This is a genomic window from Pseudomonas sp. P4_C4 (genome assembly GCF_056402055.1).
The window spans coordinates 77733-104178 of sequence record NZ_JBFUID010000008.1 but is presented as its reverse complement, the minus strand read 5'-3'; the positions used below and the strand labels follow the sequence as shown (position 1 = coordinate 104178).

The 26446-nt window shown below is 60.5% G+C and carries 21 protein-coding genes; 7 read left to right on the top strand and 14 right to left on the bottom strand.

Annotation, left to right across the window (positions count from 1 at the left end):
• Positions 1–53: 53 nt before the first annotated feature.
• From tldD to mreB, 8 genes are all read right to left on the bottom strand, one after another.
• Positions 54–1496: a metalloprotease TldD gene (tldD, locus tag AC1DXW_RS06995; protein WP_477759869.1), complete on the bottom strand. Its 1443-nt coding sequence runs from the start codon at positions 1494–1496 to the stop codon at positions 54–56.
• A 12-nt stretch (positions 1497–1508) separates the two neighbouring features.
• Positions 1509–2363 carry a carbon-nitrogen hydrolase family protein gene (locus AC1DXW_RS06990; RefSeq protein WP_477753408.1) on the bottom strand — a complete coding sequence of 285 codons (855 nt, stop codon included), beginning with the start codon at positions 2361–2363 and terminating at the stop codon, positions 1509–1511.
• Between the two features lie 162 nt (positions 2364–2525).
• On the bottom strand, positions 2526–6329 hold the full coding sequence (locus AC1DXW_RS06985) for a YhdP family protein (protein ID WP_477759868.1): 3804 nt from the start codon (positions 6327–6329) through the stop codon (positions 2526–2528).
• 75 nt (positions 6330–6404) lie between these two features.
• Positions 6405–7862, bottom strand: a complete 1458-nt coding sequence (rng, locus tag AC1DXW_RS06980) for a ribonuclease G (protein WP_007970246.1) — start codon at positions 7860–7862, stop codon at positions 6405–6407.
• Positions 7863–7919: 57 nt separating this feature from the next.
• Positions 7920–8516: a Maf family protein gene (locus AC1DXW_RS06975; protein WP_477753406.1), complete on the bottom strand. Its 597-nt coding sequence runs from the start codon at positions 8514–8516 to the stop codon at positions 7920–7922.
• Positions 8517–8548: 32 nt separating this feature from the next.
• Positions 8549–9040 (bottom strand): rod shape-determining protein MreD, encoded by a 492-nt coding sequence (gene mreD, locus AC1DXW_RS06970; RefSeq protein WP_007970244.1) that lies wholly within the window; start codon positions 9038–9040, stop codon positions 8549–8551.
• Positions 9040–10176: a rod shape-determining protein MreC gene (gene mreC / locus AC1DXW_RS06965; RefSeq protein WP_477753424.1), complete on the bottom strand. Its 1137-nt coding sequence runs from the start codon at positions 10174–10176 to the stop codon at positions 9040–9042. The genes mreD and mreC overlap by 1 nt, the downstream gene beginning before the upstream one ends.
• 143 nt (positions 10177–10319) lie before the next feature.
• On the bottom strand, positions 10320–11357 hold the full coding sequence (mreB, locus tag AC1DXW_RS06960; protein WP_002555108.1) for a rod shape-determining protein MreB: 1038 nt from the start codon (positions 11355–11357) through the stop codon (positions 10320–10322).
• 210 nt (positions 11358–11567) lie between these two features.
• Between mreB and gatC the strand changes: the two genes are divergently transcribed.
• The 7 genes from gatC to AC1DXW_RS06925 all read left to right on the top strand — a co-directional run bounded on the left by gatC (position 11568) and on the right by AC1DXW_RS06925 (position 18519).
• The gene (gene gatC / locus AC1DXW_RS06955) at positions 11568–11855 is read left to right on the top strand and encodes an Asp-tRNA(Asn)/Glu-tRNA(Gln) amidotransferase subunit GatC (protein ID WP_007901429.1); all 288 of its coding nucleotides are present in this window, start codon (positions 11568–11570) and stop codon (positions 11853–11855) included.
• Between the two features lie 16 nt (positions 11856–11871).
• A complete protein-coding gene (gene gatA, locus AC1DXW_RS06950; RefSeq protein WP_477753405.1) occupies positions 11872–13323 on the top strand; it encodes an Asp-tRNA(Asn)/Glu-tRNA(Gln) amidotransferase subunit GatA in 1452 nt (483 codons plus the stop codon).
• A 10-nt stretch (positions 13324–13333) separates the two neighbouring features.
• Complete coding sequence (gene gatB / locus AC1DXW_RS06945; RefSeq protein ID WP_347910607.1) at positions 13334–14779, top strand: Asp-tRNA(Asn)/Glu-tRNA(Gln) amidotransferase subunit GatB; 1446 nt, start codon at positions 13334–13336, stop codon at positions 14777–14779.
• Positions 14780–14958: 179 nt separating this feature from the next.
• A complete protein-coding gene (locus AC1DXW_RS06940) occupies positions 14959–15333 on the top strand; it encodes a septal ring lytic transglycosylase RlpA family protein (protein WP_442095881.1) in 375 nt (124 codons plus the stop codon).
• Positions 15334–15383: 50 nt separating this feature from the next.
• Complete coding sequence (locus tag AC1DXW_RS06935; RefSeq protein WP_477753404.1) at positions 15384–16445, top strand: calcium/sodium antiporter; 1062 nt, start codon at positions 15384–15386, stop codon at positions 16443–16445.
• Positions 16442–16822: a carboxymuconolactone decarboxylase family protein gene (locus tag AC1DXW_RS06930; RefSeq protein WP_477753403.1), complete on the top strand. Its 381-nt coding sequence runs from the start codon at positions 16442–16444 to the stop codon at positions 16820–16822. The genes AC1DXW_RS06935 and AC1DXW_RS06930 overlap by 4 nt, the downstream gene beginning before the upstream one ends.
• A gap of 215 nt (positions 16823–17037) precedes the next feature.
• On the top strand, positions 17038–18519 hold the full coding sequence (locus AC1DXW_RS06925) for a PhoPQ-activated pathogenicity-related family protein (RefSeq protein WP_477753402.1): 1482 nt from the start codon (positions 17038–17040) through the stop codon (positions 18517–18519).
• On the opposite strand, the gene AC1DXW_RS06920 is transcribed toward AC1DXW_RS06925, so the two are convergent.
• The 6 genes from AC1DXW_RS06920 to AC1DXW_RS06895 form a co-directional block, all read right to left on the bottom strand.
• Entirely contained in the window at positions 18516–19457 is a 942-nt protein-coding gene (locus AC1DXW_RS06920; protein WP_477753401.1) for an AEC family transporter, read from the bottom strand. The genes AC1DXW_RS06925 and AC1DXW_RS06920 overlap by 4 nt on opposite strands.
• A 158-nt stretch (positions 19458–19615) precedes the next feature.
• Complete coding sequence (gene garD / locus AC1DXW_RS06915; protein WP_477759867.1) at positions 19616–21169, bottom strand: galactarate dehydratase; 1554 nt, start codon at positions 21167–21169, stop codon at positions 19616–19618.
• Positions 21170–21180: 11 nt separating this feature from the next.
• Positions 21181–22551, bottom strand: coding sequence for an MFS transporter (locus tag AC1DXW_RS06910; RefSeq protein WP_477753399.1), 1371 nt, complete (start codon positions 22549–22551; stop codon positions 21181–21183).
• Between the two features lie 150 nt (positions 22552–22701).
• On the bottom strand, positions 22702–24144 hold the full coding sequence (locus AC1DXW_RS06905) for an aldehyde dehydrogenase family protein (RefSeq protein WP_477753398.1): 1443 nt from the start codon (positions 24142–24144) through the stop codon (positions 22702–22704).
• A gap of 61 nt (positions 24145–24205) precedes the next feature.
• A complete protein-coding gene (gene kdgD / locus AC1DXW_RS06900; RefSeq protein WP_007981458.1) occupies positions 24206–25117 on the bottom strand; it encodes a 5-dehydro-4-deoxyglucarate dehydratase in 912 nt (303 codons plus the stop codon).
• A 385-nt stretch (positions 25118–25502) separates the two neighbouring features.
• A complete protein-coding gene (locus AC1DXW_RS06895; RefSeq protein ID WP_008018739.1) occupies positions 25503–26252 on the bottom strand; it encodes a FadR/GntR family transcriptional regulator in 750 nt (249 codons plus the stop codon).
• Positions 26253–26446 lie beyond the last annotated feature (194 nt).

Here is a 26446-nt window from a genome sequence, read left to right as displayed (position 1 = left end):
AAAAAGGCAAAGATCGCAGCCTTCGGCAGCTCCTACAGGAGATGTCCCTATCCTTATGCGCCCGTGCCACCCACGGTGATCGCATCAATCTTCAGCGTTGGCTGGCCGACACCCACCGGCACCGATTGCCCATCCTTGCCACACGTGCCCACACCGCTGTCCAGCGACAGGTCATTACCGACCATCGACACCTTGCTCATGGCTTCCGGCCCGTTGCCGATCAGGGTCGCGCCCTTGACCGGAGCGGTGATCTTGCCGTCCTCGATCAGGTACGCCTCGCTGGTGGAGAACACGAACTTGCCGCTGGTGATGTCCACCTGACCACCACCCAGGTTGGCGCAGTAGATGCCGCGCTTCACCGAGGCGATGATTTCCGCCGGGTCGCTTTCGCCGGCGAGCATGTAGGTGTTGGTCATGCGCGGCATCGGCAGGTGCGCGTAGGATTCGCGACGGCCGTTACCGGTACGCGCCACGCCCATCAGGCGCGCGTTGAGCTTGTCCTGCATGTAGCCTTTGAGTACGCCGTTTTCGATCAGCGTGGTGCACTCGGTCGGCGTGCCTTCGTCGTCGACGCTCAACGAGCCGCGGCGACCGGCCAGGGTGCCGTCATCGACAATGGTGCACAGCTTCGATGCGACCATCTCGCCCATGCGCCCGCTATAAGCCGAGCTGCCCTTGCGGTTGAAGTCGCCTTCCAGGCCATGACCGACGGCTTCATGCAGCAGCACACCCGACCAGCCGGAACCGAGCACCACCGGCAAGGTACCGGCCGGTGCCGGGATGGCTTCAAGGTTGACCAGTGCCTGACGCAACGCTTCACGGGCATAGCCCATGGCGCGGTCTTCGCCAAGAAAATAACGGTAATCGGTCCGCCCGCCACCGCCATGACCGCCGCGCTCGCGGCGACCGTTCTGCTCGACGATCACGCTGACGTTGAAGCGCACCAACGGCCGCACATCCGCCGCCAGACCGCCATCGGTGGAAGCCACCAGAATCCGCTCCCAGACACCGGCCATGCTCACGGTGACTTGCTGGATGCGTGGGTCGAGGGCGCGGGTCGYGGCGTCGACTCGCTTGAGCAAATCGACTTTCTCGGCACGGGTCAGCACTTCCAGGGGATTGTCCGGCGCATACAACTGCGCGACGTCCTGGCTGGTGAATGCCTGTACGGTGCCGTGCTGCCCGGCCCGGGAAATCGAACGGGCGGCACGCGCCGCCGCGCCCAGGGCTTCAAGAGTAATGGCATTGCTGTAGGCAAAACCGGTTTTTTCACCCGATTGCGCGCGCACGCCGACACCCTGGTCAAGGTTGAAGCTGCCTTCCTTGACGATGCCGTCTTCCAGCGCCCAGGACTCGGAGATCTGCCCCTGGAAATACAGGTCGGCGGCATCGATGCCTGGCCCGGCCAAGTCGCCGAGCACGCCTTGCAGGCTCTCGATCGTGACGCCACCGGGCGCCAGCAGGTGTTCACTGACTGAGGACAACAACTCGCTCATATGCTTTACGCCTTAAATTCGTCGTTCTGATGCAGGTCGCTGGGCGCCCTGCGAGAAAAATCGCCGGTGACTGGACACCGGCATCCGCGCCCGGATGGACGCCTGTTCATTGCTGTCGCGTTCGGCCAGCAGCACGGCCTCGCCTTGATCCTGTTGCGCCAGTACCCGGCCCCATGGGTCGATGATGGCGGCATGGCCAAAGGTTTCCCGCGGCCCCGGATGCGTCCCGCCCTGGGCCGCGGCGAGCACATAACATTGCGTCTCGATGGCTCGCGCACGTATCAGCACATCCCAATGCGCCGCGCCGGTCACCGCGGTGAAGGCCGAAGGGGCGGTAATCAGTTCCGCGCCGGCCGCGCGCAATTCGCTGTACAGCTCGGGAAAGCGCAGGTCATAGCAGACCGTCAGGCCAACCCGGCCGACCGGTGTGTCCGCCACAACCACTCCGTTGCCATAAGCATAGTCATCGGATTCACGATAACGGCCACGATTGTCCGCCACGTCCACATCGAACAGGTGCAGCTTGTCGTAGCGCGCCACCGTATCGCCCTGGTCATCGACCAGCAACGAACAGGCATGGGCTTTCGCCGTCGGCTGATCCACCGGCGGCAACGGCAACGTGCCGGCCACAATCCATAACTTGAGGTCGCGTGCGGTCTGTTTCAACCAGGGCAGGATCGGGCCTTCGCCCAAGGCTTCGGCGCGCCCGATGTCGGCAACGTCGCGCCGGCCCATGGCGGCGAAGTTTTCCGGCAATACCGCGAGCTTCGCGCCACCGGCGGCCGCTTGCTCGAGCAGTCGACGGGCCTGGGCCAGATTAGCCAGCACATCGCTCTGGCTGACCATTTGAATCACCGCTACAGACATGGCCCTTTCCTTGATTGAAATCAACGCATAACCGTAGGAGCCGCCGCAGGCTGCGATCTTTTGATTTTGCTTCTGAAAAACAAGATCAAAAGATCGCAGCCTGCGGCAGCTCCTACAGGGGAGTTACGGCCATGCTACTCCATAGGTCCGAAGGATGGCTTTTCAAAAAGCCTTGTCGAAGGTGATTTTCGGTTCTTTCCACGGCCCTTGGACCATGTACTTCACACTGGCGAAACGGGAGACCCGGTCGCCGATCAGCTTGTCGATCAGGAACAGTGCCCCGCCGACTGCGGGTGCACCGACGATCAGTGCGGCAATCGGCAGGTTATTGGTCACCGGCAAGGTCACCATCAGTTTCGCATCGATCTGATCGGCCACCATGTTCAGGGTGCCGTCGAGTTCGATGGTGCTCGAAGGGCCCGTCAGCCGGATCGGCTCACGGGTGACATACACCCCATTGGTCCCAACCAGCAGCCCCTTGACCCGGTCATAACTCAGACCTTTGCCGAACAGGTCGGAGAAGTCCAGGCGCAGGCGCCGGCCGATGGAGTTGAAGTTGAGCAAACCAAATACCCGCAGCGCCTGAGCACTGCCTTCGACCTCGACGAACTGGCCCTGATTGAGCGTCGCATCGAGCGAGCCGGAGAATCGTTTGGTCGCCACCCAGGCCGGCGATCCGGGCCAGCGGCCATCGACATCCATATAAAAGTCCCGGCTGGTGACGCTTGGCGCAAACCCCCAGCCCTTGAGTACATCGGCGAGGTTCTTGCCGCTGATGCGTCCCTTGTACCAGCTGTTGCTGGCGCCAGGCGCGCCTTCCCAGCCACCGCTGCCCACCAACAGCATGCCCTTGAGGCCCAGGTCCAGCGAGTTGAACACGATGCCCTTGGGCGTAGGACGAATCTTCAGCGACCAGCCCCCCACCAGATCCTGGCCCTGGAATAACTGATTGATGGTGATGTCCATCGCAGGGATTATCGTCGGGTCCACCGACGCCAGCGGATCCGGCGAGTTTTCATCGGCCAGCACGGCCGGGTCCGGTGCGGGCAGGCGCACGGTTTGCAGATTGATCATGATCGGCGTGGCCTTCGAATCAGGAAGGCTCGCGCTACCCTTGATCTGCTGGCTGTCGAGTTGCAGCGCCCAGGCGGAAGGCTTGCGCGCCAGCTGAATCGAGGCCTGGTCGAGCGTGGTGCCGATACCGCTAAGCTTGTCTACCTTGAAATCCGCGCCGCTGAGCAATTGCTTCGCGCTGCCGCCGGGGTCCTGTCCGGCGTATTTATCCACCAGATCCTTCCACGGGCCAACGTCCAGCTCCGACAACACACCCTTTATCCGCAGGCCTTTGGTGCCAGGCAACACGGCCTCGCCGCCACCGAGGAACAATTCCCCGCGACCGTCGGCGAAATTGCTGGCCGGGGCGGCAAACGTGAAACTCGCCAGGTCCGCGTAGTTGACCCAATAGCGCCGTTCGTCACCCTGCAAGGTCATACGGAACGTCGTGTCGCGCCCGGCATCGGCAGCCATGCCGAACGGCGCAGGCAAATCGACGGCCACGCCCTTGAGATTGGAATTGACCAGCAATTGGCTGTCGGCGCCATTCAGGGTCAGTTGCAGTTGATAAGGGATCACGCCACTCACCGGCAGAGGCTGGGTCACCTTCAGCCAGTCGGTCAGTTTCCTGACCTCGACCTGGCCCGACGCGGTCACCCGGGTATTAAGCTTACCCGGACTGCCGTCGGCAAAAATCTGTGCGGTGACCGGCTTGTCGAACGCCCGTGCGCTGATGTTCTGCCCACTCAGGCCCTTGGCACTGTCGAAACGGAAATCACCTTTGAGTTGGGTCAGCTCCAGCACAGGTTCAGCCAGTTTCAAGCGTGCCTTGGCGGTCTTGAAATCGACGAGGATCTTCGGCTCCTCGCCTTTCGCCAGCGGAATATCCAGCTTCAAGTTGCCTTGCAGATCACCCTCGCCTTCCCACCCGGCAAAGGTTGCCCCGGTACCGATCGGCGCGTCCTGGAGGATTTTCAGGCCATCGCCCAAACCGCCGGTAAACCCGCCATCGAGGAACAAATGAACGTTCTGCCCGGCAGGCACATGGGGAATGTTGACGTAGATATCGCTGACCTGCGTGTCGAGCAACTGGCCCTTGCTGGCCAGAATCCGCACGCCGCTGTCTTCGACAAACACATCGCCGCTGACCTTGCTGACATGGGGCCAGCCCGGCTGGAAGGCCAGTTCGGCATCGTGAACCTTGAAGAACAGGCTGATGCTGCGATCGACGTCCGCGGCACCATGGCTGAGCGACCCTTGATACTGGAAGAAGCCTTGGTCCACCGCGCCCTTGAGAATCGCCGTGCGCAGCCATTCATCCAGCGCCGGGCTGAGGACTGCCGGCAAGTACTTGGCGGTGTAGCGACCGTCACCATCCACCATGCCGACCCGCAGGTCCATGTAGTCTTCCTGGGTGTGATCGAAGTGCAGGCGAATCAGGAAGTCGCCGGCGATCTTGCCTTCCTCGCCCAGCACCTTCAGGTACGGCGCGATCAGGGTGAAACCTTCTTTATCGAGTTTCCAGGTCAGCCGCGCATTGGCCTGAAGGTACTGCCATGGCTTGGCGAAAATCGGGTCCAGATGCAGCATGAAATCCTTGCTGTCCATACGCAATTCGCCGCGCCCCAGGTCACCACTGATGCTGCCGCTGACATTTCGCGCCGCCGGCGCACCGTGATAGGCATCGAAGCCTACCTGGTCGAGGTTGGCGGCAAAGCCGAACTTGCTGTCGTCTGTGGCATTGGGGCGCAAGTCGACCAGCACGTTACGCAGGCTGCCCGTGACTTTGAGCCGCTCGACGACCGTGGCAAGACCTTCTGGCAACGGCGCCAGCGCGTTGAGCAGCGGGGTCAGCGGAGTGAGATCGACCCGGTCGGCTTGCAGGCGCCAGAGCTCTTCGGTTTTATCAGTGGCCGCGTTTTGCTTGAGTTGCAAATGCGTTTCCCAGCGGGTCTCGCCAAGGTTCATCGCCAGGGAATCGAAAGTCACTGACGCGCCTTCGGCACTGCGCTGGAAGTAGCCGTTCAGGGCCAGATTGTTGATCTGGATCTGCTTGCGCTCGGCGTAGGCACCCTTGAGTTGTGGTGCATTCAAACGGACCGCAGCACTTTGCAGGGCACCTTTGCCCCAGGTCAGCCAAAGCTCGCCGCCGGCTTTGATCTCAGAGAAACTCCACTCTTGGGTCACTCGCTCGGGCAACCACTTCGACCAGTCGCTTTGCGGCAGGCTCAGGTAAACCTCGGCTTCAGCGTCCCTCCATTGACTGGCTCGAATGCGGGTGCGCAGACTCATGGCCACGGGCTGGCCGTCGGGCAGGGTCAGGCGGGCGTCGAGTCGCTGCCGCGACGCCCCGGTTTTCAGATTCAGGCCGACATAAGTCAGGGTCAGCGGCGACTGCGCAAACGGCTGCAAGGTCACCTGGCTGTCGAGCACCGACAGTTGCTGGATCATCTGCATGCGATTGAGCAGCTGTTCCGGATCGGTTGGCTGGTCCTGCTGTACCGGCAAACCTTCCAGCGCCCATTGACCGTCGTTACCCTCCTTGACGCTGATCTTCAGGCCGCTGAGCTCCAGATGAGCGATGCGTACCTGACGTGCCAGCAGGCTGGCCCAAAGGTCCGGCACCGCGCGCACCTGATCCAGGTGCAAGGCATTGGCGCCCTCGCCGACCGTCACGTCGTGCGCCATCAGTATGGGGGCGAATCCACTCCAGTTGCCTTCGAGCTCGCCGATCTGCAACGGCATGCCCAAGGCATCGCTGGCTTTGGTTTCGATGTCGGCACGGTACTCGGCGACTAACGGCGTCAGCTCCCGGCCCAGGCTGACGTAGAGCGCCATCAACACCAAAACCAACGCGCACAGGCCCAGACCCCAGCGGGTCAGTGCGGCCAAAATGCGTGTCAGACGGTCCATGTCAGGTGGCCCCCATGGCAAAAGTTTTGCAAAAAGCTGAGGCCAGCCATTCTCGAACAATCAAAACGATACGCTTCAGAGCAGCACCACGTCGTATTGTTCCTGGGAATACATGGTTTCGACCTGAAAGCGGATGGTGCGCCCGATAAACCCCTCCAGTTCGGCGACGTTGCCCGACTCTTCGTCGAGCAGGCGGTCCACCACTTTCTGGTTTGCCAATACACGATAGCCTTCCGCCTGATAGGCGCGTGCTTCACGCAGGATTTCGCGGAAGATTTCGTAGCAAACGGTTTCCGGGGTTTTGAGCTTGCCGCGCCCCTGACAGGCGTTGCACGGCTCGCACAACACTTGTTCAAGGCTTTCGCGGGTGCGCTTGCGGGTCATCTGCACCAGGCCCAGTTCGGTGATACCGATGATGTTGGTTTTGGCGTGATCGCGCTCCAGTTGCTTTTCGAGCGTGCGCAACACCTGGCGCTGGTGTTCTTCATCTTCCATGTCGATGAAGTCGATGATGATGATTCCGCCGAGGTTACGCAGGCGCAATTGACGAGCGATGGCTGTCGCGGCTTCGAGGTTGGTCTTGAAGATGGTTTCTTCGAGGTTGCGATGGCCGACGAACGCCCCGGTGTTGACGTCGATGGTGCTCATGGCTTCAGCCGGGTCGACCACCAGATAACCGCCGGACTTGAGCGGGACCTTGCGCTCGAGAGCCTTCTGGATTTCGTCTTCGACGCCATACAAGTCAAAAATCGGCCGCTCGCCCGGGTAATGCTCCAGACGGTCGGCAATCTCGGGCATCAATTCGGCGACGAATTGCGTGGTTTTCTGGAAGGTTTCCCGGGAGTCGATGCGGATCTTCTCGATTTTCGGGCTCACCAGATCACGCAGGGTGCGCAGCGCCAAACCGAGGTCTTCGTAGATCACGCTGGGCGCGCTGATGGTTTTGATCTGGGCGCTGATCTGGTCCCAAAGCCTTCGCAGGTAGCGGATGTCCATGAGGATTTCATCGGCGCCGGCGCCTTCGGCTGCCGTGCGCAGAATGAAACCGCCGGCTTCCTTGATCCCTTCCTTGGCCACGCAATCAGTGACCACTTGCTTGAGTCGCTCGCGCTCGGCCTCGTCTTCGATCTTCAGGGAAATGCCGACATGGGCCGTGCGTGGCATGTACACCAGGTAACGCGAAGGGATCGACAGCTGAGTGGTCAGGCGTGCGCCCTTGGAACCGATCGGGTCCTTGGTCACCTGCACCACCAGGCTCTGGCCTTCGTGCACCAGTGCACTGATGCTCTCGACCGCCGGACCTTCGCGCAGGGAAATTTCCGACGCATGAATGAATGCGGCACGATCCAGGCCGATATCGACGAATGCCGCCTGCATCCCCGGCAATACCCGCACGACTTTGCCTTTATAGATGTTGCCGACGATCCCGCGCTTTTGCGTACGCTCGACGTGGACCTCTTGCAGGACACCGTTTTCGACCACCGCCACGCGCGACTCCATCGGCGTGATGTTGATCAGGATCTCTTCACTCATGGCAGGGTCTCGTTCAGGCATGTTCACGATAATGGCCGCATCTGTTCAGGACGACGCTTAAAGCGCGTTCCGGGGTTGCCAACAGGGTATGCCGAAATGGCCGAGCAGTTCCGCGGTTTCGCAAAGCGGTAGTCCGACTACCGCTGAATAACTTCCATTGAGTCCGGCGACAAACACCGCACCCAGTCCTTGAATGCCATAACCGCCCGCCTTGTCCCGTGGTTCGCCGCTGGCCCAGTAGGCCGCGGCTTCATCGCGACTGATAGCACGAAATCGCACCCGACTGGTGACAACCCGAGACTCGCAACGTTCGCCATCGAGCACTGCAATCGCGGTCAGGACCTCATGCTCACACCCTGACAACATCATCAGCATGGCGCACGCATCCGCTTCATCAACCGGTTTGCCGAGAATTTTTCCATCGAGCACCACGGCGGTATCGGCGCCGAGCACGCAGAACGGTTCTTCAGACACGACGCCGCCGCACCCGGCTTCGGCCTTGCCGCGCGCCAGACGCTCGACATAGGCCGATGGGGATTCTTTGAGTACAGGGGTTTCATCGATGTCCGCACTGACGGCGGAGAACGGAACGCCGATCTGCGTGAGCAATTCACGCCGACGCGGCGAGCCAGAGGCGAGGTACAACCGTTTCATCAAGACCTCTCCCTGTCCAATGCCTGAGCGAATTAATTGATTTTGTAGCGTCGACGCAATCCGCGCAAACCGAAACTGATCCAGGGCCAGAGCAATGCACTGACCAGTGCCGGCAGTACCAGCGCCAGCGTCGGTTGACGATTGCCGGTCAAGGCACTGAGCCATAGTTGTACAAGCTGGGCGAGGCCGAAGATCACCAGGATCACCAGGCTCTGCTGCCACATCGGGAACATCCGCAGACGTTGCTGCAGCGCCAGTACCAGGTAGGTGATGAGCGTCAGGATCAAGGCATTCTGACCCAGCAAGGTACCGTAGAGCACGTCTTCAGCCAGCCCCAGGCAAAACGCCGTCACCATCCCGACGGTCTGCGGCAGGTTCAACGCCCAGAATGCCAGCAACAAGGCCAGCCACAGCGGGCGCAGGATTTCCATGAATTGCGGCAGAGGTGAAACGCTCAGCAGCAGACCGACGGCAAATGTCAGCCAGACTATCCAGCCGTTTCGGGATGCTTTTACACCGCCCATTATTCTCTCCCCACTGGAGTGGCCGGCACGGAGACTGGCGGTTTGGCGGCAGGTTTCGCGGCAGCGGGTTGCGCCGCCGGCGGTTTAGCCGCCGCAGGATGCGTGGCCGCAGATTTGGCTGGCGTGGTGGCTGGCTTGACTGGCGCAGTGGCCGCGGGCGCCACCGTAGCAGGAGCTACCGGTGCGGCGGCCGGTGCAGCGGGGGCTACAGGGTTGACCAGTTTCGGAACTGTCGCCGGAATGATCGGGCCACCACCCTGTGCATCCAGGCTTTCCTGAGCCTGGGCGGCATCGTTGGCGCGCTCTTCAGCCGTACGGTTGTCACTGAACACCAGCAGCAGGTAACGGCTGCGGTTCAAGGCAGCGGTCGGAATGGCGCGGACAATGGCAAACGGCTGGCCGGAATCGTGAATCACTTCCTTGACCGTCGCCACTGGATAACCTGCTGGGAAACGCTGACCGAGGCCGGAGCTGACCAGCAAATCGCCTTCCTTGATGTCGGCGGTATCGGCCACATGCCGCAATTCGAGACGTTCCGGGTTGCCGGTGCCGCTGGCAATCGCCCGCAACCCGTTGCGGTTCACCTGCACCGGGATGCTGTGGGTGGTATCGGTCAGCAGCAAGACGCGGGAGGTGTAGGGCATCAACTCGACCACCTGGCCCATCAGGCCACGGGCATCGAGTACCGGCTGACCGAGGACCACGCCGTCGCGCTCACCTTTATTGATGATGATGCGATGGGTGAACGGGTTGGGGTCCATACCGATCAACTCGGCCACTTCGACCTTCTCGTTGACCAGTGCCGAAGAGTTGAGCAACTCGCGCAGCCGAACGTTCTGCTCGGTCAGGGAGGCAAGCTTCTGCATGCGCCCCTGCAACAGCAGGTTTTCGCTTTTGAGTTTTTCGTTTTCGGCGACGAGTTCGGTCCGGCTGCCAAACTGACTGGCGATACCTTCCCACAGTCGTCCAGGCAGGTCAGTGATCCAGTAGGCGTCCATCAGCACCAGCGACATCTGGCTGCGTGCAGGCTTGAGCAGACTGAAACGGGCATCGACCACCATCAGCGCGACCGATAGCACGACAAGCACCAACAGGCGCACGCCCAGTGAAGGGCCCTTGGTGAAAAGCGGTTTAATAAGCCGCTCCTCCCAGGCAAATGTTCTGTTTATTCATACGGCAGCAATCCGGCCAGGATGCAAAGTGACAGAAGATAAACGCGAACAGGCAGCACTGCAAAGTGCCGCCTGCGCGCTCAACAGCATAGAGGCAATCCGGCGACTTATTCGCTGGAAAGCAGGTCCATGGTGTGTTTATCCATCATTTCCAATGCACGGCCACCGCCGCGAGCAACGCAGGTCAGCGGGTCTTCGGCAACGATCACCGGCAGACCGGTTTCCTGGGCCAGCAATTTGTCCAGGTCACGCAGCAAGGCGCCACCACCGGTCAGTACCAGGCCACGCTCGGCGATGTCGGAAGCCAGTTCCGGAGGCGATTGCTCCAGGGCGCTTTTCACGGCCTGAACGATAGTGGCCAGGGACTCTTGCAGAGCTTCCAGCACTTCGTTGGAGTTCAGGGTGAATGCGCGCGGAACGCCTTCGGCCAGGTTACGGCCACGAACATCGACTTCGCGAACTTCGCCACCCGGGTAGGCCGTACCGATTTCCTGTTTGATGCGCTCGGCGGTGGATTCGCCGATCAGGCTGCCGTAGTTGCGACGCACGTAGGTGATGATCGCTTCGTCGAAGCGGTCGCCGCCAACACGCACGGATTCGGCGTAAACCACACCGTTCAGGGAGATCAGCGCGATTTCGGTGGTACCGCCACCGATATCCACGACCATCGAACCGCGAGCTTCTTCAACCGGCAGGCCGGCACCGATCGCAGCGGCCATTGGCTCTTCGATCAGGAACACTTCACGGGCACCGGCGCCAAGGGCCGATTCACGGATGGCACGACGCTCAACCTGGGTGGATTTGCACGGAACGCAGATCAACACGCGAGGGCTAGGCTGCAGGAAGCTGTTTTCGTGAACCTTGTTGATGAAGTACTGCAGCATTTTTTCGCAAACGCTGAAGTCGGCGATCACACCGTCCTTCATCGGACGAATGGCAGCAATGTTGCCCGGCGTACGGCCGAGCATGCGCTTGGCTTCGGTGCCGACAGCAACGACACTTTTCTGGTTACCGTGTGTCCGAATGGCCACAACGGAGGGCTCATTCAGGACGATACCGCGCTCGCGCACGTAAATAAGGGTGTTGGCAGTGCCCAGGTCAATGGAAAGATCGCTGGAAAACATGCCACGCAGTTTCTTGAACATGGGAAAGGGACCCTAGGCAACGCGTGGGTAAAAAAGTGCGGCAAACTCTAACAACGACAGGGATTTTGGGCAAGGCGCCAATATGTTAAATTGGCCGCTTTTCTGTGCACCAAGCCCCACAATCGCGGCCTTGAGACCGTAGAAATGCGGTAGTGTTCCGACAATCTAACACACGGACGCCGTCCGTTCTGTTTTCCACTGGAGAATCCCATGGCGCTTGAACGCTCCGACGTGGAAAAAATCGCTCATTTGGCCTGCCTTGGCCTCAATGATGCCGATCTTCCACACATCACTTCGGCCCTGAACAGCATTCTCGGGCTGGTCGACGAAATGCAAGCGGTCAATACCGACGGTATCGAACCGCTGGCCCACCCACTGGAAGCCAGCCAGCGCCTGCGTGCAGACGTCGTGACCGAGACCAATCACCGCGAGGCCTACCAGTCCATCGCACCAGCGGTCGAAAACGGCCTGTACCTGGTTCCGAAAGTCATCGACTAAAGGGAAAGAGCCTGCAATGCATCAATTGACTCTGGCCGAGATCGCCCGCGGACTCGCCGATAAAAAGTTTTCCTCCGAAGAGCTGACCAAAGTCCTGCTGGCGCGCATCGCCCAGCTCGATCCGCAGCTCAACAGTTTCATCAGCCTCACCGAGGACCTGGCGCTGACGCAGGCGAAAGCCGCTGACGCTCGTCGGGCCAATGGTGAGAGCGGCGCCCTGCTCGGCGCGCCGATCGCCCACAAAGACCTGTTCTGCACCCAGGGCATTCGCACCAGCTGCGGCTCGAAGATGCTCGACAACTTCAAGGCACCGTACGACGCCACCGTCGTCGCCAAGCTGGCTGCGGCCGGGGCCGTGACCCTGGGCAAGACCAACATGGACGAATTCGCCATGGGGTCGGCCAACGAGTCGAGCTACTACGGCGCGGTGAAAAACCCGTGGAACCTGGAACACGTGCCGGGCGGCTCGTCTGGCGGTTCGGCGGCGGCGGTAGCTGCTCGTCTGTTGCCAGCAGCCACCGGCACTGACACAGGCGGTTCGATCCGTCAGCCTGCGGCCCTGACCAACCTCACCGGCCTGAAACCGACCTACGGTCGCGTTTCGCGCTGGGGCATGATTGCCTACGCGTCCAGCCTCGATCAGGGCGGCCCATTGGCCCGCACCGCCGAAGACTGCGCGATCCTGCTGCAAGGCATGGCCGGTTTCGACCCGCAAGACTCCACCAGCATCGACGAACCCGTGCCTGATTACAGCGCCGGCCTCAACGGCTCGCTGCAAGGCCTGCGCATCGGCGTGCCGAAGGAATACTTCAGCGCCGGTCTCGACCCCCGCATCGCCGATCTGGTCATGGCCAGCGTTGAAGAGTTGAAAAAGCTCGGCGCGGTGGTCAAGGAAATCAGCCTGCCGAATATGCAGCACGCGATTCCTGCGTACTACGTGATCGCCCCGGCGGAAGCGTCCTCCAACCTGTCGCGTTTCGACGGCGTACGTTTCGGCTATCGTTGCGAAGACCCGAAAAACCTGGAAGACCTGTACAAGCGTTCCCGTGGCGAAGGCTTCGGGCCGGAAGTTCAGCGCCGGATCATGGTTGGCGCCTATGCGCTGTCCGCCGGTTACTACGACGCCTACTACCTGAAGGCGCAGAAGATTCGTCGCTTGATCAAGAACGACTTCATGGCGGCCTTCAATGAGGTCGACATCATCCTCGGCCCAACCACGCCGAACCCGGCCTGGAAGCTCGGCGCCAAGAACAGCGACCCGGTCGCTGCCTACCTGGAAGACGTCTACACCATCACCGCCAACCTCGCCGGTCTGCCGGGCTTGTCCATGCCGGCAGGTTTTGTCGATGGCCTGCCGGTCGGCGTGCAACTGCTCGCTCCGTATTTCCAGGAAGGTCGCCTGTTGAACGTTGCCCATCAGTATCAGCAAAACACTGACTGGCACACCCGCACCCCAACCGGCTTCTGAGGAGAAACACATGCAATGGGAAGTCGTGATCGGGCTGGAGATTCATACCCAGCTCACCACCCGGTCGAAAATCTTTTCCGGTAGCTCCACCACCTTCGGTTCCGAGCCGAACACCCAGGCCAGCCTGGTAGACCTCGGCATGCCCGGCGTATTGCCGGTGCTGAACCAGGAAGCGGTGCGCATGGCGGTGATGTTCGGCTTGGCGATTGACGCCGAGATCGGCCAGCACAACGTGTTCGCCCGTAAAAACTATTTCTACCCGGATCTGCCGAAGGGCTATCAGATCAGCCAGATGGAATTGCCGATCGTCGGCAAGGGCCACCTGGACATCGCCCTCGAAGACGGCACGGTCAAACGTGTCGGCATCACTCGCGCGCATCTGGAAGAAGACGCCGGCAAGAGCCTGCACGAAGAATTCAGCGGCGCCAGCGGCATCGACCTGAACCGTGCCGGCACGCCGTTGCTGGAAATCGTCTCCGAGCCGGACATGCGCAGTGCCAAGGAAGCCGTGGCTTACGTCAAGGCGATCCACGCGCTGGTGCGCTACCTGGGCATCTGCGACGGCAACATGGCCGAAGGCTCGCTGCGTTGCGACTGCAACGTGTCGATCCGTCCGAAAGGCCAGGTCGAATTCGGCACCCGCTGCGAGATCAAGAACGTCAACTCGTTCCGTTTCATCGAGAAGGCGATCAACAGCGAAATCCAGCGTCAGATCGAATTGATCGAAGACGGTGGCAAGGTGATCCAGCAGACCCGCCTGTACGATCCGAACAAGGACGAAACCCGTCCGATGCGCAGCAAAGAGGAAGCCAACGACTACCGTTACTTCCCCGATCCGGACCTGCTGCCGGTAGTCATCGAGAACTCGTTCCTTGACGACGTGCGCGCCACCCTGCCGGAATTGCCACCGCAGAAGCGCGAACGCTTCCAGGAGCAATTCGGTCTGTCGGTCTACGACGCCAGCGTCCTGGCCACCAGCCGTGAGCAAGCCGACTACTTCGAAAAAGTCGCGAGCATCGGCGGCGACGCCAAACTGGCGGCGAACTGGGTGATGGTCGAGTTGGGCAGCCTGCTCAACAAGCAAGGCCTGGACATCGAAGAGTCGCCGGTTTCCGCCGAGCTTCTGGGCGGCATGCTGTTGCGTATCAAGGACAACACCATCTCCGGCAAGATCGCCAAGGTGGTGTTCGAAGCGATGGCCAACGGCGAAGGCAGCGCGGACGAGATCATCGACAAGCGCGGCCTCAAGCAAGTGACCGACACCGGCGCCATCTCGGCGGTACTGGACGAAATGCTCGCGGCCAACGCCGAGCAGGTCGAGCAATACCGTGCGGCAGACGAAGCCAAGCGCGGCAAAATGTTCGGCTTCTTCGTCGGCCAGGCCATGAAAGCCTCCAAAGGCAAGGCCAACCCGCAACAAGTCAACGAACTGCTGAAAAGCAAGCTCGAAGGCTGACCGGAATGGAGCCAGTTTTTAAGTCTGGCTCAAATCCCTGTGGGAGCGACGGTGCGACGATTCGACTTGCTCGCGATAGCGGTCCGGCACTCAACACAAAGTTGACTGTCAGAATGCCAATCGCGAGCAAGTCGGACCGCCGCACCGTCGCTCCCACATTTATTTTTGGAAGCTTTCAAATGAAGCGTCTACTTGGACTTTGCGCCCTCCTCTCGCTCCTGGCCGGTTGCGCCAGCACCGACACCGTCGATCCACACGGCTACGACAAAACCGGCGTGGCTTCGTACTACGGCGCCAAACACCAAGGCAAACGCACCGCCAACGGCGAACGTTTCGACAAGAATTCCATGACCGCCGCCCATCGCCAGCTACCCTTCGGTACACGGGTGAAGGTGACCAATCTGAATAACGACAAATCCTGCGTGGTGCGCATCAATGATCGCGGGCCGCACACCCGTGGCCGCCTGATTGACCTGTCCCACGAAGCCGCCGCGCGCCTGGGCATGCTCAAAAGCGGCACCGCACGGGTTCGCGTACAAGCCCTCGACGACTGACCGATGGAGCCCCGACCATTTTCGGATTAGCCGATTTACCCCTGATCAGCGTGATCGAATTGCTCAGCGGATTGCTCCTGCTGATTGTCGGCGCCGAATTGATGGTGCGCGCTGCAGTACGCATTGCCGCAAGGTTGCACATACGCCCGCTGATCATCGGCCTGACCATCGTCGCCCTCGGCAGCAGCGCCCCGCAGATGGCGGTCAGCCTGCAAGCCACCCTGGCGCGCAACGCCGACATCGCGGTCGGCAGCGTGATCGGCAGCAGCATTTTCAACATCCTCGTCACCCTCGGGTTGTCCGCGCTGATCATTCCGTTGAGGGTTTCCCGACAACTGGTGCGTCTGGATATTCCGTTGATGATCGGCGCCAGCCTGTTGGTGTTCGTACTCGCCTGGAATGAAGAACTGACCCGGGCCGACGGCATGATATTGCTTGCGGCTCTGGCGATTTACCTGGGCTTGTTGCTGCGCCAGTCGCGACACTCGGCACGGCCGGTATCGAGCCATGACCACCACCCGCAAGCGCCATGGTTGAGCAGCCTGCTGATGATCGTCGCAGGACTGGCGATGCTGGTGTACGCCGGGCACTTGTTGCTGGGTGCAGCGGTTGCGGTCGCCACCGATTTGGGGTTGTCGGAGCGGATCATCGGCCTGACCATCGTCGCTGTCAGCACGTCACTGCCTGAGCTCGCCACTTCGTTGATCGCCGCAATGCGCGGCGAGCGCGAGATTGCCGTGGGCAACGTGATTGGCAGCAACCTGTTCAACCTCTTGGGCGTGCTCGGCTTTACCGCACTGGTGGCGCCGTCGCCCCTGTCGGTGTCGCCCAACGCCCTGGATTTCGACCTGCCGGTGATGCTCGGCGTCGCTGCGCTGTGCCTGCCGGTGTTTTACTCCGGCTACCGGGTGACCCGCGCCGAAGGCCTGCTGTTTCTGGGTTTGTACCTGGCCTATGGACTGCACGTGGTGTCGTTCACCACCGGCATGCCACTGGCCGGCAAGCTGGAACACTTGATGCTGTTTTTCGTCCTGCCGGCGTTGGTGGCGTTTTTGCTGTTCACGTCGCTACGCGCCTGGCGTCGCCAACACCATAAGAGGGAAGTCCCATGACCGAGAATAAAAAAACCGGCGTTGAAGTCCGCCGCCAAGTGATGGGCGACGCCTTCGTCGACCGCGCACTGGGCAACGCCACCGAGTTCACCCAGCCGCTGCAGGACTTTGTCAATGAACACGCCTGGGGCGGGGTGTGGAATCGCGAAGGTCTGCCGCTGAAAACCCGCAGCCTGATCACCCTCGCGGCCCTGACCGCACTGAAGTGCCCGCAGGAATTGAAAGGTCACGTGCGCGGTGCGCTGAACAACGGCTGCACTGTGGATGAGATTCGCGAGGCCTTGTTGCATTGCGCGGTGTATGCCGGTGTGCCGGCGGCGATCGATGCGTTTCGGGCAGCGCAGGAAGTGATCGACAGCTATCAGACGCCGAAGTAATCACCATCGCCAGAGTGGTTCGCCGCCCTCGGTAACGCTTGTGCGTTGAACGGTTCAACCACATATTTCGACAATAAAAGACACCCCGCCAACCCTGTTCGCCCACACATCTTTTCGACACACTGCGCCGACAAAAATCCACCAGGGGGGATGGTCGGCGCAGCATCGCTGCAACCAGGACTCGAACCTCTCCCTGCATTACAAGGAAGGTTCTCATGCGATTGAACTCCAGGTTCGTATTGTCGAAATTGATGTTGGCCAGCCTGCTCGTCAGCAGCTCGATACATGCCTCTGCCCAGGCGTGTTTCGAGGCCAGCAATCAAGACTTCAGCGAAGTGCTTGCCTGCTACACGAAAGCCGAAGACGCCAATCCATTGGTTTACACCGCCAAAGGCAACACATCATTTCCAGGTGTGGAAAAGCGCGGTTTCGACCTGTCCTCCCAGCAATGGTCGCCACAAGGATTGGTCAGCCCCGCACAGTGGAAACACACCGTGGACATCTACATCCCGGACAATGCCCTGCGCGGCCAGTCGCTGCTGGTGGCCAATAACGGAACCCCTAACGCAGGGCAAAACAACGCCGACGAGCCGACGGACTTTACCGAAGCCATGGCACTTGAAGTGGCGCGTAAAACACGCACGATTGTCATTTCAGTCAGCAACGTTCCGAACCAGTACCTGACCTATACCGACGACGGCATTGCGCGCACTGAAGATGCCAGCGTCGCCCACAGCTGGAAGCTCTTTCTCGATGACCCGTACCAGCGCCCGTACATGTCGGTGCGCCTACCCATGGTGGTGTCGATGATCAAGGCCATGGACCTCGCGCAAAAGGAGCTGCAACCCTGGGGAATAGACCGTTTCATTGCCAGCGGCGCATCAAAACGTGGCTGGACCACCTGGCTGGCAGCGATTGCCGATGAGCGGATCAAGGCCATCGTGCCGTTTGTGATCGACGTACTGGGCACGGACAGTGTGCTTGAACATACCTGGCAGGCCTACGGAAAGAACTGGCCACTGGCATTTTTTGACTACCATCACGAGGGCATTACCCAACGAATCAAGACTGAAAACTTCGCACACCTGATGAAAATCGAAGACCCGCTAAGCTACTTGCAAACCCGCTATGCCGATCGCCTGGCGATCCCGAAATACATCGTCAATGCCAGCAGCGACGATTTTTTCCTGCCAGACAATTCACAGTTTTTCTTCGATCAGCTACCCGGTCCGAAAGCCTTGCGAATCGCGCCCAATGCGAGCCACTACGGCATCAATCGGTTCGTCGAGAACTCGCTGATACCGGTCATCAATCGCTGGCAACAGGACAAGCCTTTGCCGGTCATTTCCATGCGCTCGAATCCGCACGTTTCAACACAAAGGATGGGGCTGCACTTTTCCGAGGCACCGGTGCGAGTCGTTCAATGGACGGCGATAAATCCGGTCGCCCGGGACTTTCGTCACCCCTGTGGCGTCCAGTACGTGCCTGAAGACGTAAAGCTCACAGACCCGCTCAACGCTGACATGCAGATCGACACACCGGAAAATGGCTGGAAAGCGACCTTTGTCGAAACGACCTTTGTCGATGGCTTCGTCGTGACAACCCCGGTGCAGGTCATGCCCACGCACTATCCGACCCAGGCGCCTCCGGTTATCGAACCGGCGTGCAAAACCCTGGCCGATGAACAGGGGCGCTAAATCCAGCCACCCCACTGCAAGAAGAAGATCCCGATGTTGGTGGTGACAGCCGCCATCAACGTAGTGATCACGATAATCGCCGCCGCCAGTTCGTGATTGCCATCCGCCGCCCGGGCCATGACGAAACTGGCAGCGGCGGTCGGGCTACCGAAGTACAGAAACAGAATCCCCAGTTCCGCCCCACGAAAGCCCCACAGCCATGCCCCCAGCGTCGCCAGCACCGGCAGGCCGATCATCTTCACCAGGCTTGAACTCAGCGCCATGTTACCGCTTTTGCGCAGTGCCGCCAGGGACAGCGTGCCGCCGATGCAGATCAGCGCCAGCGGCAGCGTGGTTTGCGCCAGGTACTGGCCGGAGGTCTCCAGCCAGCCGGGCAAGCCGATCTTGAAATAGGCGAAGGGTGCAGCCGCAATCACGCTGACGATCAGCGGATTGCTGAACACGCTTTTGCAGATGCTCCAAGGATCGGATTTGATCACCGGACTGTAGACCGCCAGCACGATAGTCGAGAGGGTGTTGTAAAACAGGATCACCAGTGCCGCGAGGATCGCCCCGAGGGAAATCCCGTAGTCGCCGTACATGCTGGCCGCCAGCGCCAGGCCGATGACCCCGTTGTTACCGCGAAAGGCGCCCTGGGTGTAGATCCCGCGATCTTCCCGCGGGCACTTCCAGATCGCCCAGCCCCAGGCAATGGCAAAACACACCAGCGTCGCCACGGAGAAATAGATCAGCAGCGCCGGCTGCAATGCCGCGCGCAGGTCAGCATGCAGGATGCCCAGAAACAGCAACGCCGGCATGGTGACGTTGAACACCAGTGCCGACGCCGTGTGGATGAAGTTGTCGTTGATCCAGTCGATGCGCTTGAGCAGCACCCCCAAAAACAGCATGGCAAACACCGGCGCGGTGATGTTCAGGGTTTCGAGGAAAATTGCCAGCATGCCGGGAGGACCTTGGGGTGGGCGTCGTTAGGGGGCTAATGATAAGCCACACGAGCGCATTAAGATCAAAAGATCGCAGCCTGCGGCAGCTCCTACAGGGAAAATCGTGCTCTGTAGGAGCTGCCGCAGGCTGCGATCTTTTCCCGGGCAATGCAGTATCAGGTGATCGGCGCCGGGTTGAACAAGGTGATGTCGTTATGCAGCTTGTGCTGCTCGGCCCATGTCTGTTTCTTGCCGCTGGCCACATCCAGGTAGTAATGGAACAGCTCCCAGCCCAGTTCCTCGATCGATGCGCGCCCGGTGGCAATACGCCCGGCGTCGATATCGATCAGGTCAGGCCAGCGCTGCGCCAATTCAGTCCGGGTCGATACCTTGACGACCGGGGCCATGGCCAACCCGTAAGGCGTACCACGACCGGTGGTGAACACATGCAGGTTCATCCCCGCCGCCAGCTGCAAGGTCCCACAGACAAAGTCACTGGCCGGGGTCGCGCAGAAGATCAGGCCTTTGCGTTTGAAGCGCTCGCCAGGGCCAAGCACGCCATTGATCGCGCTGCTGCCGGACTTGACGATCGAGCCCAAGGACTTCTCGACAATGTTCGACAACCCGCCCTTCTTGTTGCCCGGCGTGGTGTTGGCGCTACGATCTGCTTCACCCTTGGCCAGGTAGCGGTCGTACCAGTCCATTTCCCGCACCAGTTCCTGGGCGACGTCCTGGTTTTCCGCGCGGGAGGTCAGCAGATAAATGGCATCGCGCACTTCGGTGACTTCGGAAAACATCACCGTCGCACCGGCCCGCAGCAGCAGGTCCGAGGCATAACCGAGTGCCGGGTTGGCGGTGATACCGGAGAACGCATCACTGCCGCCGCATTGCATGCCCAGGATCAGCTCGGACGCCGGCACGGTTTCCCGGCGACGCTGATCGAGCTTCTTCAAGCGCGTCTCGGCCAGTTCCATGATCTGCTCGATCATCTCGGTGAAGCCGTGGCTGGAGTCCTGCAAGCGGTACAACCATGGCTCGCTGAGATCCACCGAGCTGTCGTTGTCGTGCATCACCTGCCCGGCCTGCAATTTCTCGCAGCCCAGGCTGATCACCAGGGCTTCGCCGCCCAGGTTCGGGTTGCGGGCCAGGTTGCGCACGGTGCGGATCGGGATGTATGCGTCAGTCGCAGTGATCGCCACGCCACAGCCGTAGCTGTGGGTCAGCGCCACCACGTCATCGACGTGTGGGTACTTGGGCAGCAACTCATCCTTGATGCGCTTGACCGCATGATCCAGCACCCCGGTCACGCACTGCACGGTGGTAGTGATGCCGAGAATGTTGCGCGTGCCGACGGTGCCGTCGGCGTTGCGATAACCCTCGAAAGTGAAGCCTTCCAGCGGTGCCTGCGCGGCCGGCACATCGGTGGACAGCGGCAGGCTGTCCAGCGGTGGCGCGGTCGGCATGCGCAGTTGATCTTCCTTGACCCAACTGCCACGGGGAATCGGCTGCAAGGCATAGCCAATGACCTGGCCGTAACGAATCACCTGGCCACCTTCGGGAATGTCTTCCAGGGTGACCTTGTGGCTCTGCGGCACGAAGTCCAAGGTGACCAGGCCGTCCGCAAACTCGGTACCGGCTGGTACGCCCTGATCATTGACCACGATGACCACGTTATCCCGCTCGTGCAGGCGGATGTAGCGCGGCGAGTCGGAATGTTCAATCAACTGCATGACGCCGCTCCTCAGGAATGCGCTTGAGACAATTTGCCAGGGGCTTCAGAACCGTTCGCTGGTGGCTCTTTGAGCACCACACGCTTGATCGGGCCCACGATGACCAGATAGCTGAACACCGCGACCAGTGCGTTGCAACCGACGAACACCAGTGCCCACTTGAACGACCCGGTGGAGCTGATGATGTAGCCGATGACGATCGGGGTGGTGATGGACGCAAGGTTACCGAAGGTGTTGAACAGGCCACCGCTCAGGCCGGCGATCTGCTTCGGCGAGGTGTCGGACACCACCGCCCAACCCAGTGCACCCACGCCTTTGCCGAAGAACGCCAGGGCCATGAAGCCGACCACCATCCATTCAACATCCACGTAGTTGCAGGCCACGATGCTGCTGGAAACCAGCAGGCCGGCAATGATCGGCGCCTTGCGGGCGAAGGTCAGGGAATGGCCTTTGCGCAGCAGGTAATCGGAAATCACCCCGCCGAGCACACCACCGATGAAGCCGCAGATCGCCGGCAAGGACGCGATGAAACCGGCCTTGAGAATGGTCATGCCGCGTTCCTGCACCAGGTACACCGGGAACCAGGTCAGGAAAAAGTAGGTGATGCCGTTGATGCAGTATTGGCCCAGGTATACGCCGAGCATCATGCGGTTGGTCAGCAACTGCCGGATGTAGTCCCACTTCGGACCATCGGTCTTCTTGCCTTTGCCCTTGTCCTGGTCCATGTCGACCATGCCGCCGTTGTCGGCGATGTGCTTGAACTCGGCATCATTGATCATCGGGTGCTGACGCGGGCTGTGGATAACCTTCAGCCAGATCCCGGAGAAGATGATGCCGATCACGCCCATGACGATGAACACGTGCTGCCAGCCGAAGCTGTAGACGATCCAGCCCATCAGCGGTGCAAACAGTACCGTGGCGAAGTATTGCGCCGAGTTGAAGATCGCCGAGGCAGTGCCGCGCTCAGCGGTCGGGAACCAGGCCGCTACGATACGTGCGTTGCCAGGGAAGGATGGCGCTTCAGCCAGGCCCACCAGGAAGCGCAGCATGAACAGCGCAACCACTGCCGTGGACATGCCGAACTCGCCGACATAGCCCTGCAGCACGGTGAACAGTGACCAGGTGAAGATACTCAACGCGTAGATTTTTTTCGAACCGAAACGGTCCAGCAGCCAGCCACCGGGGATTTGCCCGGCCACGTAGGCCCAACCGAATGCGGAGAAGATGTAGCCGAGGGTAACGGCATCAATGCCCAGGTCTTTCTGCAGGCTGGAGCCGGCGATTGCGATGGTAGCCCGGTCGGCGTAGTTGATCGTGGTCACCAGAAACAGCATGAGCAGGATCAAATAGCGGACGTGAGTCGGCTTTTGGGTCGATTGCATGTAGATGTACTCCCACTGATTATTTTTATGCGGGGTGAATCTTTGGTTGTTCCCCGTAGGAGCTGTCGAGTGAAACGAGGCTGCGATCTTTTGATTTTTAAAAGCAAAGATCGCAGCCTGCGGCAGCTCCTACAGAGGTATTGCGGTGAATCAACCGATGTAGGCAGTCTTCACAACGGTGTAAAACTCTTGCGCATAGCGACCTTGCTCACGTGATCCATAGGATGAACCTTTACGCCCACCGAACGGAACGTGGTAATCCACGCCGGCCGTCGGCAGGTTGACCATCACCATCCCTGCCTGGGAGTGGCGCTTGAAGTGGTTGGCGTACTTCAAGGACGTGGTAGCGATGCCCGCCGACAGACCGAACTCGGTGTCGTTGGCCATGGCCAGGGCTGCTTCGTAATCGGCGACGCGGACGATGTTGGCCACCGGACCGAAGATCTCTTCACGGCTGATGCGCATCGAGGCTTCGCTGTCGGCAAACAGGGTTGGCGCGAGGAAGTAGCCTTCGGTATCGCAGGTCACCAGACCACCGCCGCTGACCAGACGTGCACCTTCGGACTGGCCGATGTCGATGTACTTCATGTCCTGTTCAAGCTGAGCCTGGGAAACCACCGGACCGATGTCGGTACCTGCCTTCAATGCATGGCCGACCTTGATCGACTTCATGCGCTCGGCCATGGCTCCGACAAACTGGTCGTGGATGCCGGCGGTGACGATAAAGCGGCTGGAAGCGGTGCAACGCTGGCCGGTGGAGTAGAACGCGCTCTGTACCGACAATTCGACCGCTTGCTTGAGGTCGGCGTCGTCGAGAATGATCTGCGGGTTCTTGCCACCCATTTCCAGCTGAACCTTGGCCTGGCGCGATACGCAGCTGACGGCGATCTGACGACCCACGCCCACGGAACCGGTGAAGCTGATGCCATCGACTTTCGGGCTGTTGACCAGTGCATCGCCCACCACGCGACCACTGCCCATCACCAGGTTGAACACACCGGCCGGGAAGCCTGCGCGGGAGATGATTTCGGCCAGGGCCCAGGCGCAACCCGGAACCAGGTCCGCCGGCTTGAGCACGACGCAGTTGCCGTAGGCCAGGGCCGGAGCGATTTTCCATGCCGGGATGGCAATCGGGAAGTTCCACGGGGTGATCAGACCGACCACGCCAAGGGCTTCGCGAGTGACTTCAACGTTGACGCCCGGACGCACCGACGGCAGATAGTCACCGGAGAGGCGCAGGCACTCGCCGGCGAAGAATTTGAAGATGTTGCCGGCGCGGGTCACTTCACCGATGGCTTCAGGCAGGGTCTTGCCCTCTTCCCGGGCCAGCAGGGTGCCGAGCTCTTCGCGACGGGCGAGGATTTCAGTGCCGACTTTATCCAGCGAATCGTGACGTGCCTGGATGCCCGAAACGGACCAGGCCGGGAACGCGGCGCGAGCAGCGTCGATGGCGGCGTGGACCTGAGCCAGATCGGCTTTGGCGTAGTTGCCAATGGTGTCGGTCAGTTCGGACGGGTTGATGTTGGCGCAGTAATCACTGCCCGCGACCCATTCACCATTGATGTAGTTATCAAAACGCTTTGCTTCTGCCACGAGATGTTCTCCTCACGCAAAAGGCCGCTGATTACTCAGCGGCCTTGTTAAATCGGATGTGTTATTGCGCACCTTGCTTGTCGATCAGCGCGGCGAGCATTTCGTACTCTTCGCCGGTCAGATCGGTCAGCGGTGCGCGCACAGGACCTGCGTCGTAGCCGGCAATTTTTGCCCCGGCCTTGACGATGCTCACGGCATAACCAGCCTTGCGGTTACGGATGTCCAGGTACGGCAGGAAGAAGTCGTCGATGATCTTGCCGACGGTGGCATGATCTTCACGAGCGATCGCGTGGTAGAAGTCCATCGCGGTTTTCGGGATGAAGTTGAACACAGCCGAGGAGTAGACCGGTACGCCCAGGGCCTTGTAGGCGGCGGCGTAGACTTCGGCGGTCGGCAAGCCACCCAGATAGCTGAAGCGATCACCGAGGCGGCGACGGATCGACACCATCAACTCGATATCACCCAGGCCATCCTTGTAGCCGATCAGGTTCGGGCAGCGCTCGGCCAGACGTTCCAGCAACGGCGCGGTCAGGCGGCAGACGTTACGGTTGTAGACCACCACGCCGATGTTGACCGATTTGCACACGGCTTCAACGTGGGCGGCAACGCCGTCCTGGCTGGCTTCGGTCAGGTAGTGCGGCAGCAGCAACAGACCTTTGGCGCCCAGACGCTCGGCTTCCTGAGCGTATTCGATGGCTTGACGGGTCGAACCGCCCACGCCAGCCAGAATCGGCACGCTGGTGGCGCAGGTGTCGACGGCGGTCTTGATGATTTCCGAATATTCGCTGGCCGCCAGAGAGAAGAACTCACCGGTGCCGCCCGCAGCGAACAGCGCCGAGGCGCCGTATGGGGCCAGCCATTCGAGACGCTTGATGTAACCCGCGCGATTGAAGTCGCCCTGAGCATTGAAATCGGTGACCGGGAAAGACAGCAGACCGGCAGAGAGGATGGACTTCAGTTCTTGTGGATTCATTATTCGAACACCCTGGGTAGCGACGTTATGTGTGAGAAAACCGTTCAGCTTGCGCCGAAGTTGTAGGTCATCGTACAACTTAAAATACAACCGTCAACTGCATTTCATCGCGCAGGGTGAAAATTGTTCGACAAGAAAGGCTGTCGGCCTGAGTTTTAGCGGGTTTTCGCGAGGGAAGGACAGTTGCGAGCACCGTGATAAACGGTCGCTTGAGAGATACGTTGTCGGAAGATGCGGGAAAGCTACTGGATTTGTTTTATGGCTTACGGCCCTATCGCGAGCAGGCTCGCTCCTACAGTGATCTTCAGTGTTGCGAGATCCACTGTAGGAGCGAGCCTGCTCACGATAGCGGTAGTTCAGACGATGGAGGACAAGGGTAGATTACTTACCCCCGCTGCGCCTCAGCCTCTTCATGGGCATGACGCAACCGTTCACGGCTGTTGGTCAGGTGCAAACGCATGGCCGCCCGCGCCGCATCGGAATCCTGACGGGCAATGGCGTCGTAGATTTCCTCGTGCTCACGGCTCAGGCGACTCATGTAGTGCTGCTGGTCGTCATGGGCCAGGCGCGCGGAATTCAGCCGGGTGCGCGGAATGATGCTGGTGCCCAGGTGGGTCATGATGTCGGTGAAGTAGCGGTTGCCGGTGGACAACGCGATTTCGAGGTGGAAGGCGAAGTCCGACGCCACGGCATCACTGGCATGAGCGGCGCTTTCGTTCAACGCATCGAGGGCGGCGCGCATGTTGGCCAGTTGCTCCGGACTGCGGCGTTGCGCCGCCAGCCCGGCAGACTCCACTTCGAGACTGATGCGCAGCTCCAGGATCGCCAGCACATCTCGCAAGGTCACCACGGTCGCCGGGTCGATACGGAAACCGCTCGGGCTCGGCGTGTCGAGCACGAAGGTGCCGATACCGTGGCGGGTTTCAACCTGCCCCGCCGCCTGCAAGCGGGAAATCGCTTCGCGCACCACGGTGCGGCTGACGCCATGGGCATCCATGATGGCCGACTCGGTGGGCAACTTGTCGCCACGCTTGAGATGACCGTCGCGGATCTGCTCGGACAGCACCGTCACCAGTTCCTGAGCGAGGCTGCGGCGCTTGCGTGGGAGGCGTGGTGCGTCGTTCGGGTTTTCCATGGTGAACATCTGTCTCGAAAAGTTCGGCTGCTGAAAGCGCATCATAGCGCAACGCGGTTGTACGATCACCACACCCCTGTAGGAGCGAGCCTGCTCGCGATGGAGGTTAACGATAACGCGTGCTTTCTGAATAAACGCGGCGCTTTCAAGTCCATCGTCGGAGCGCCGCCCGGAGCAAGCTCGCTCCTACAAGG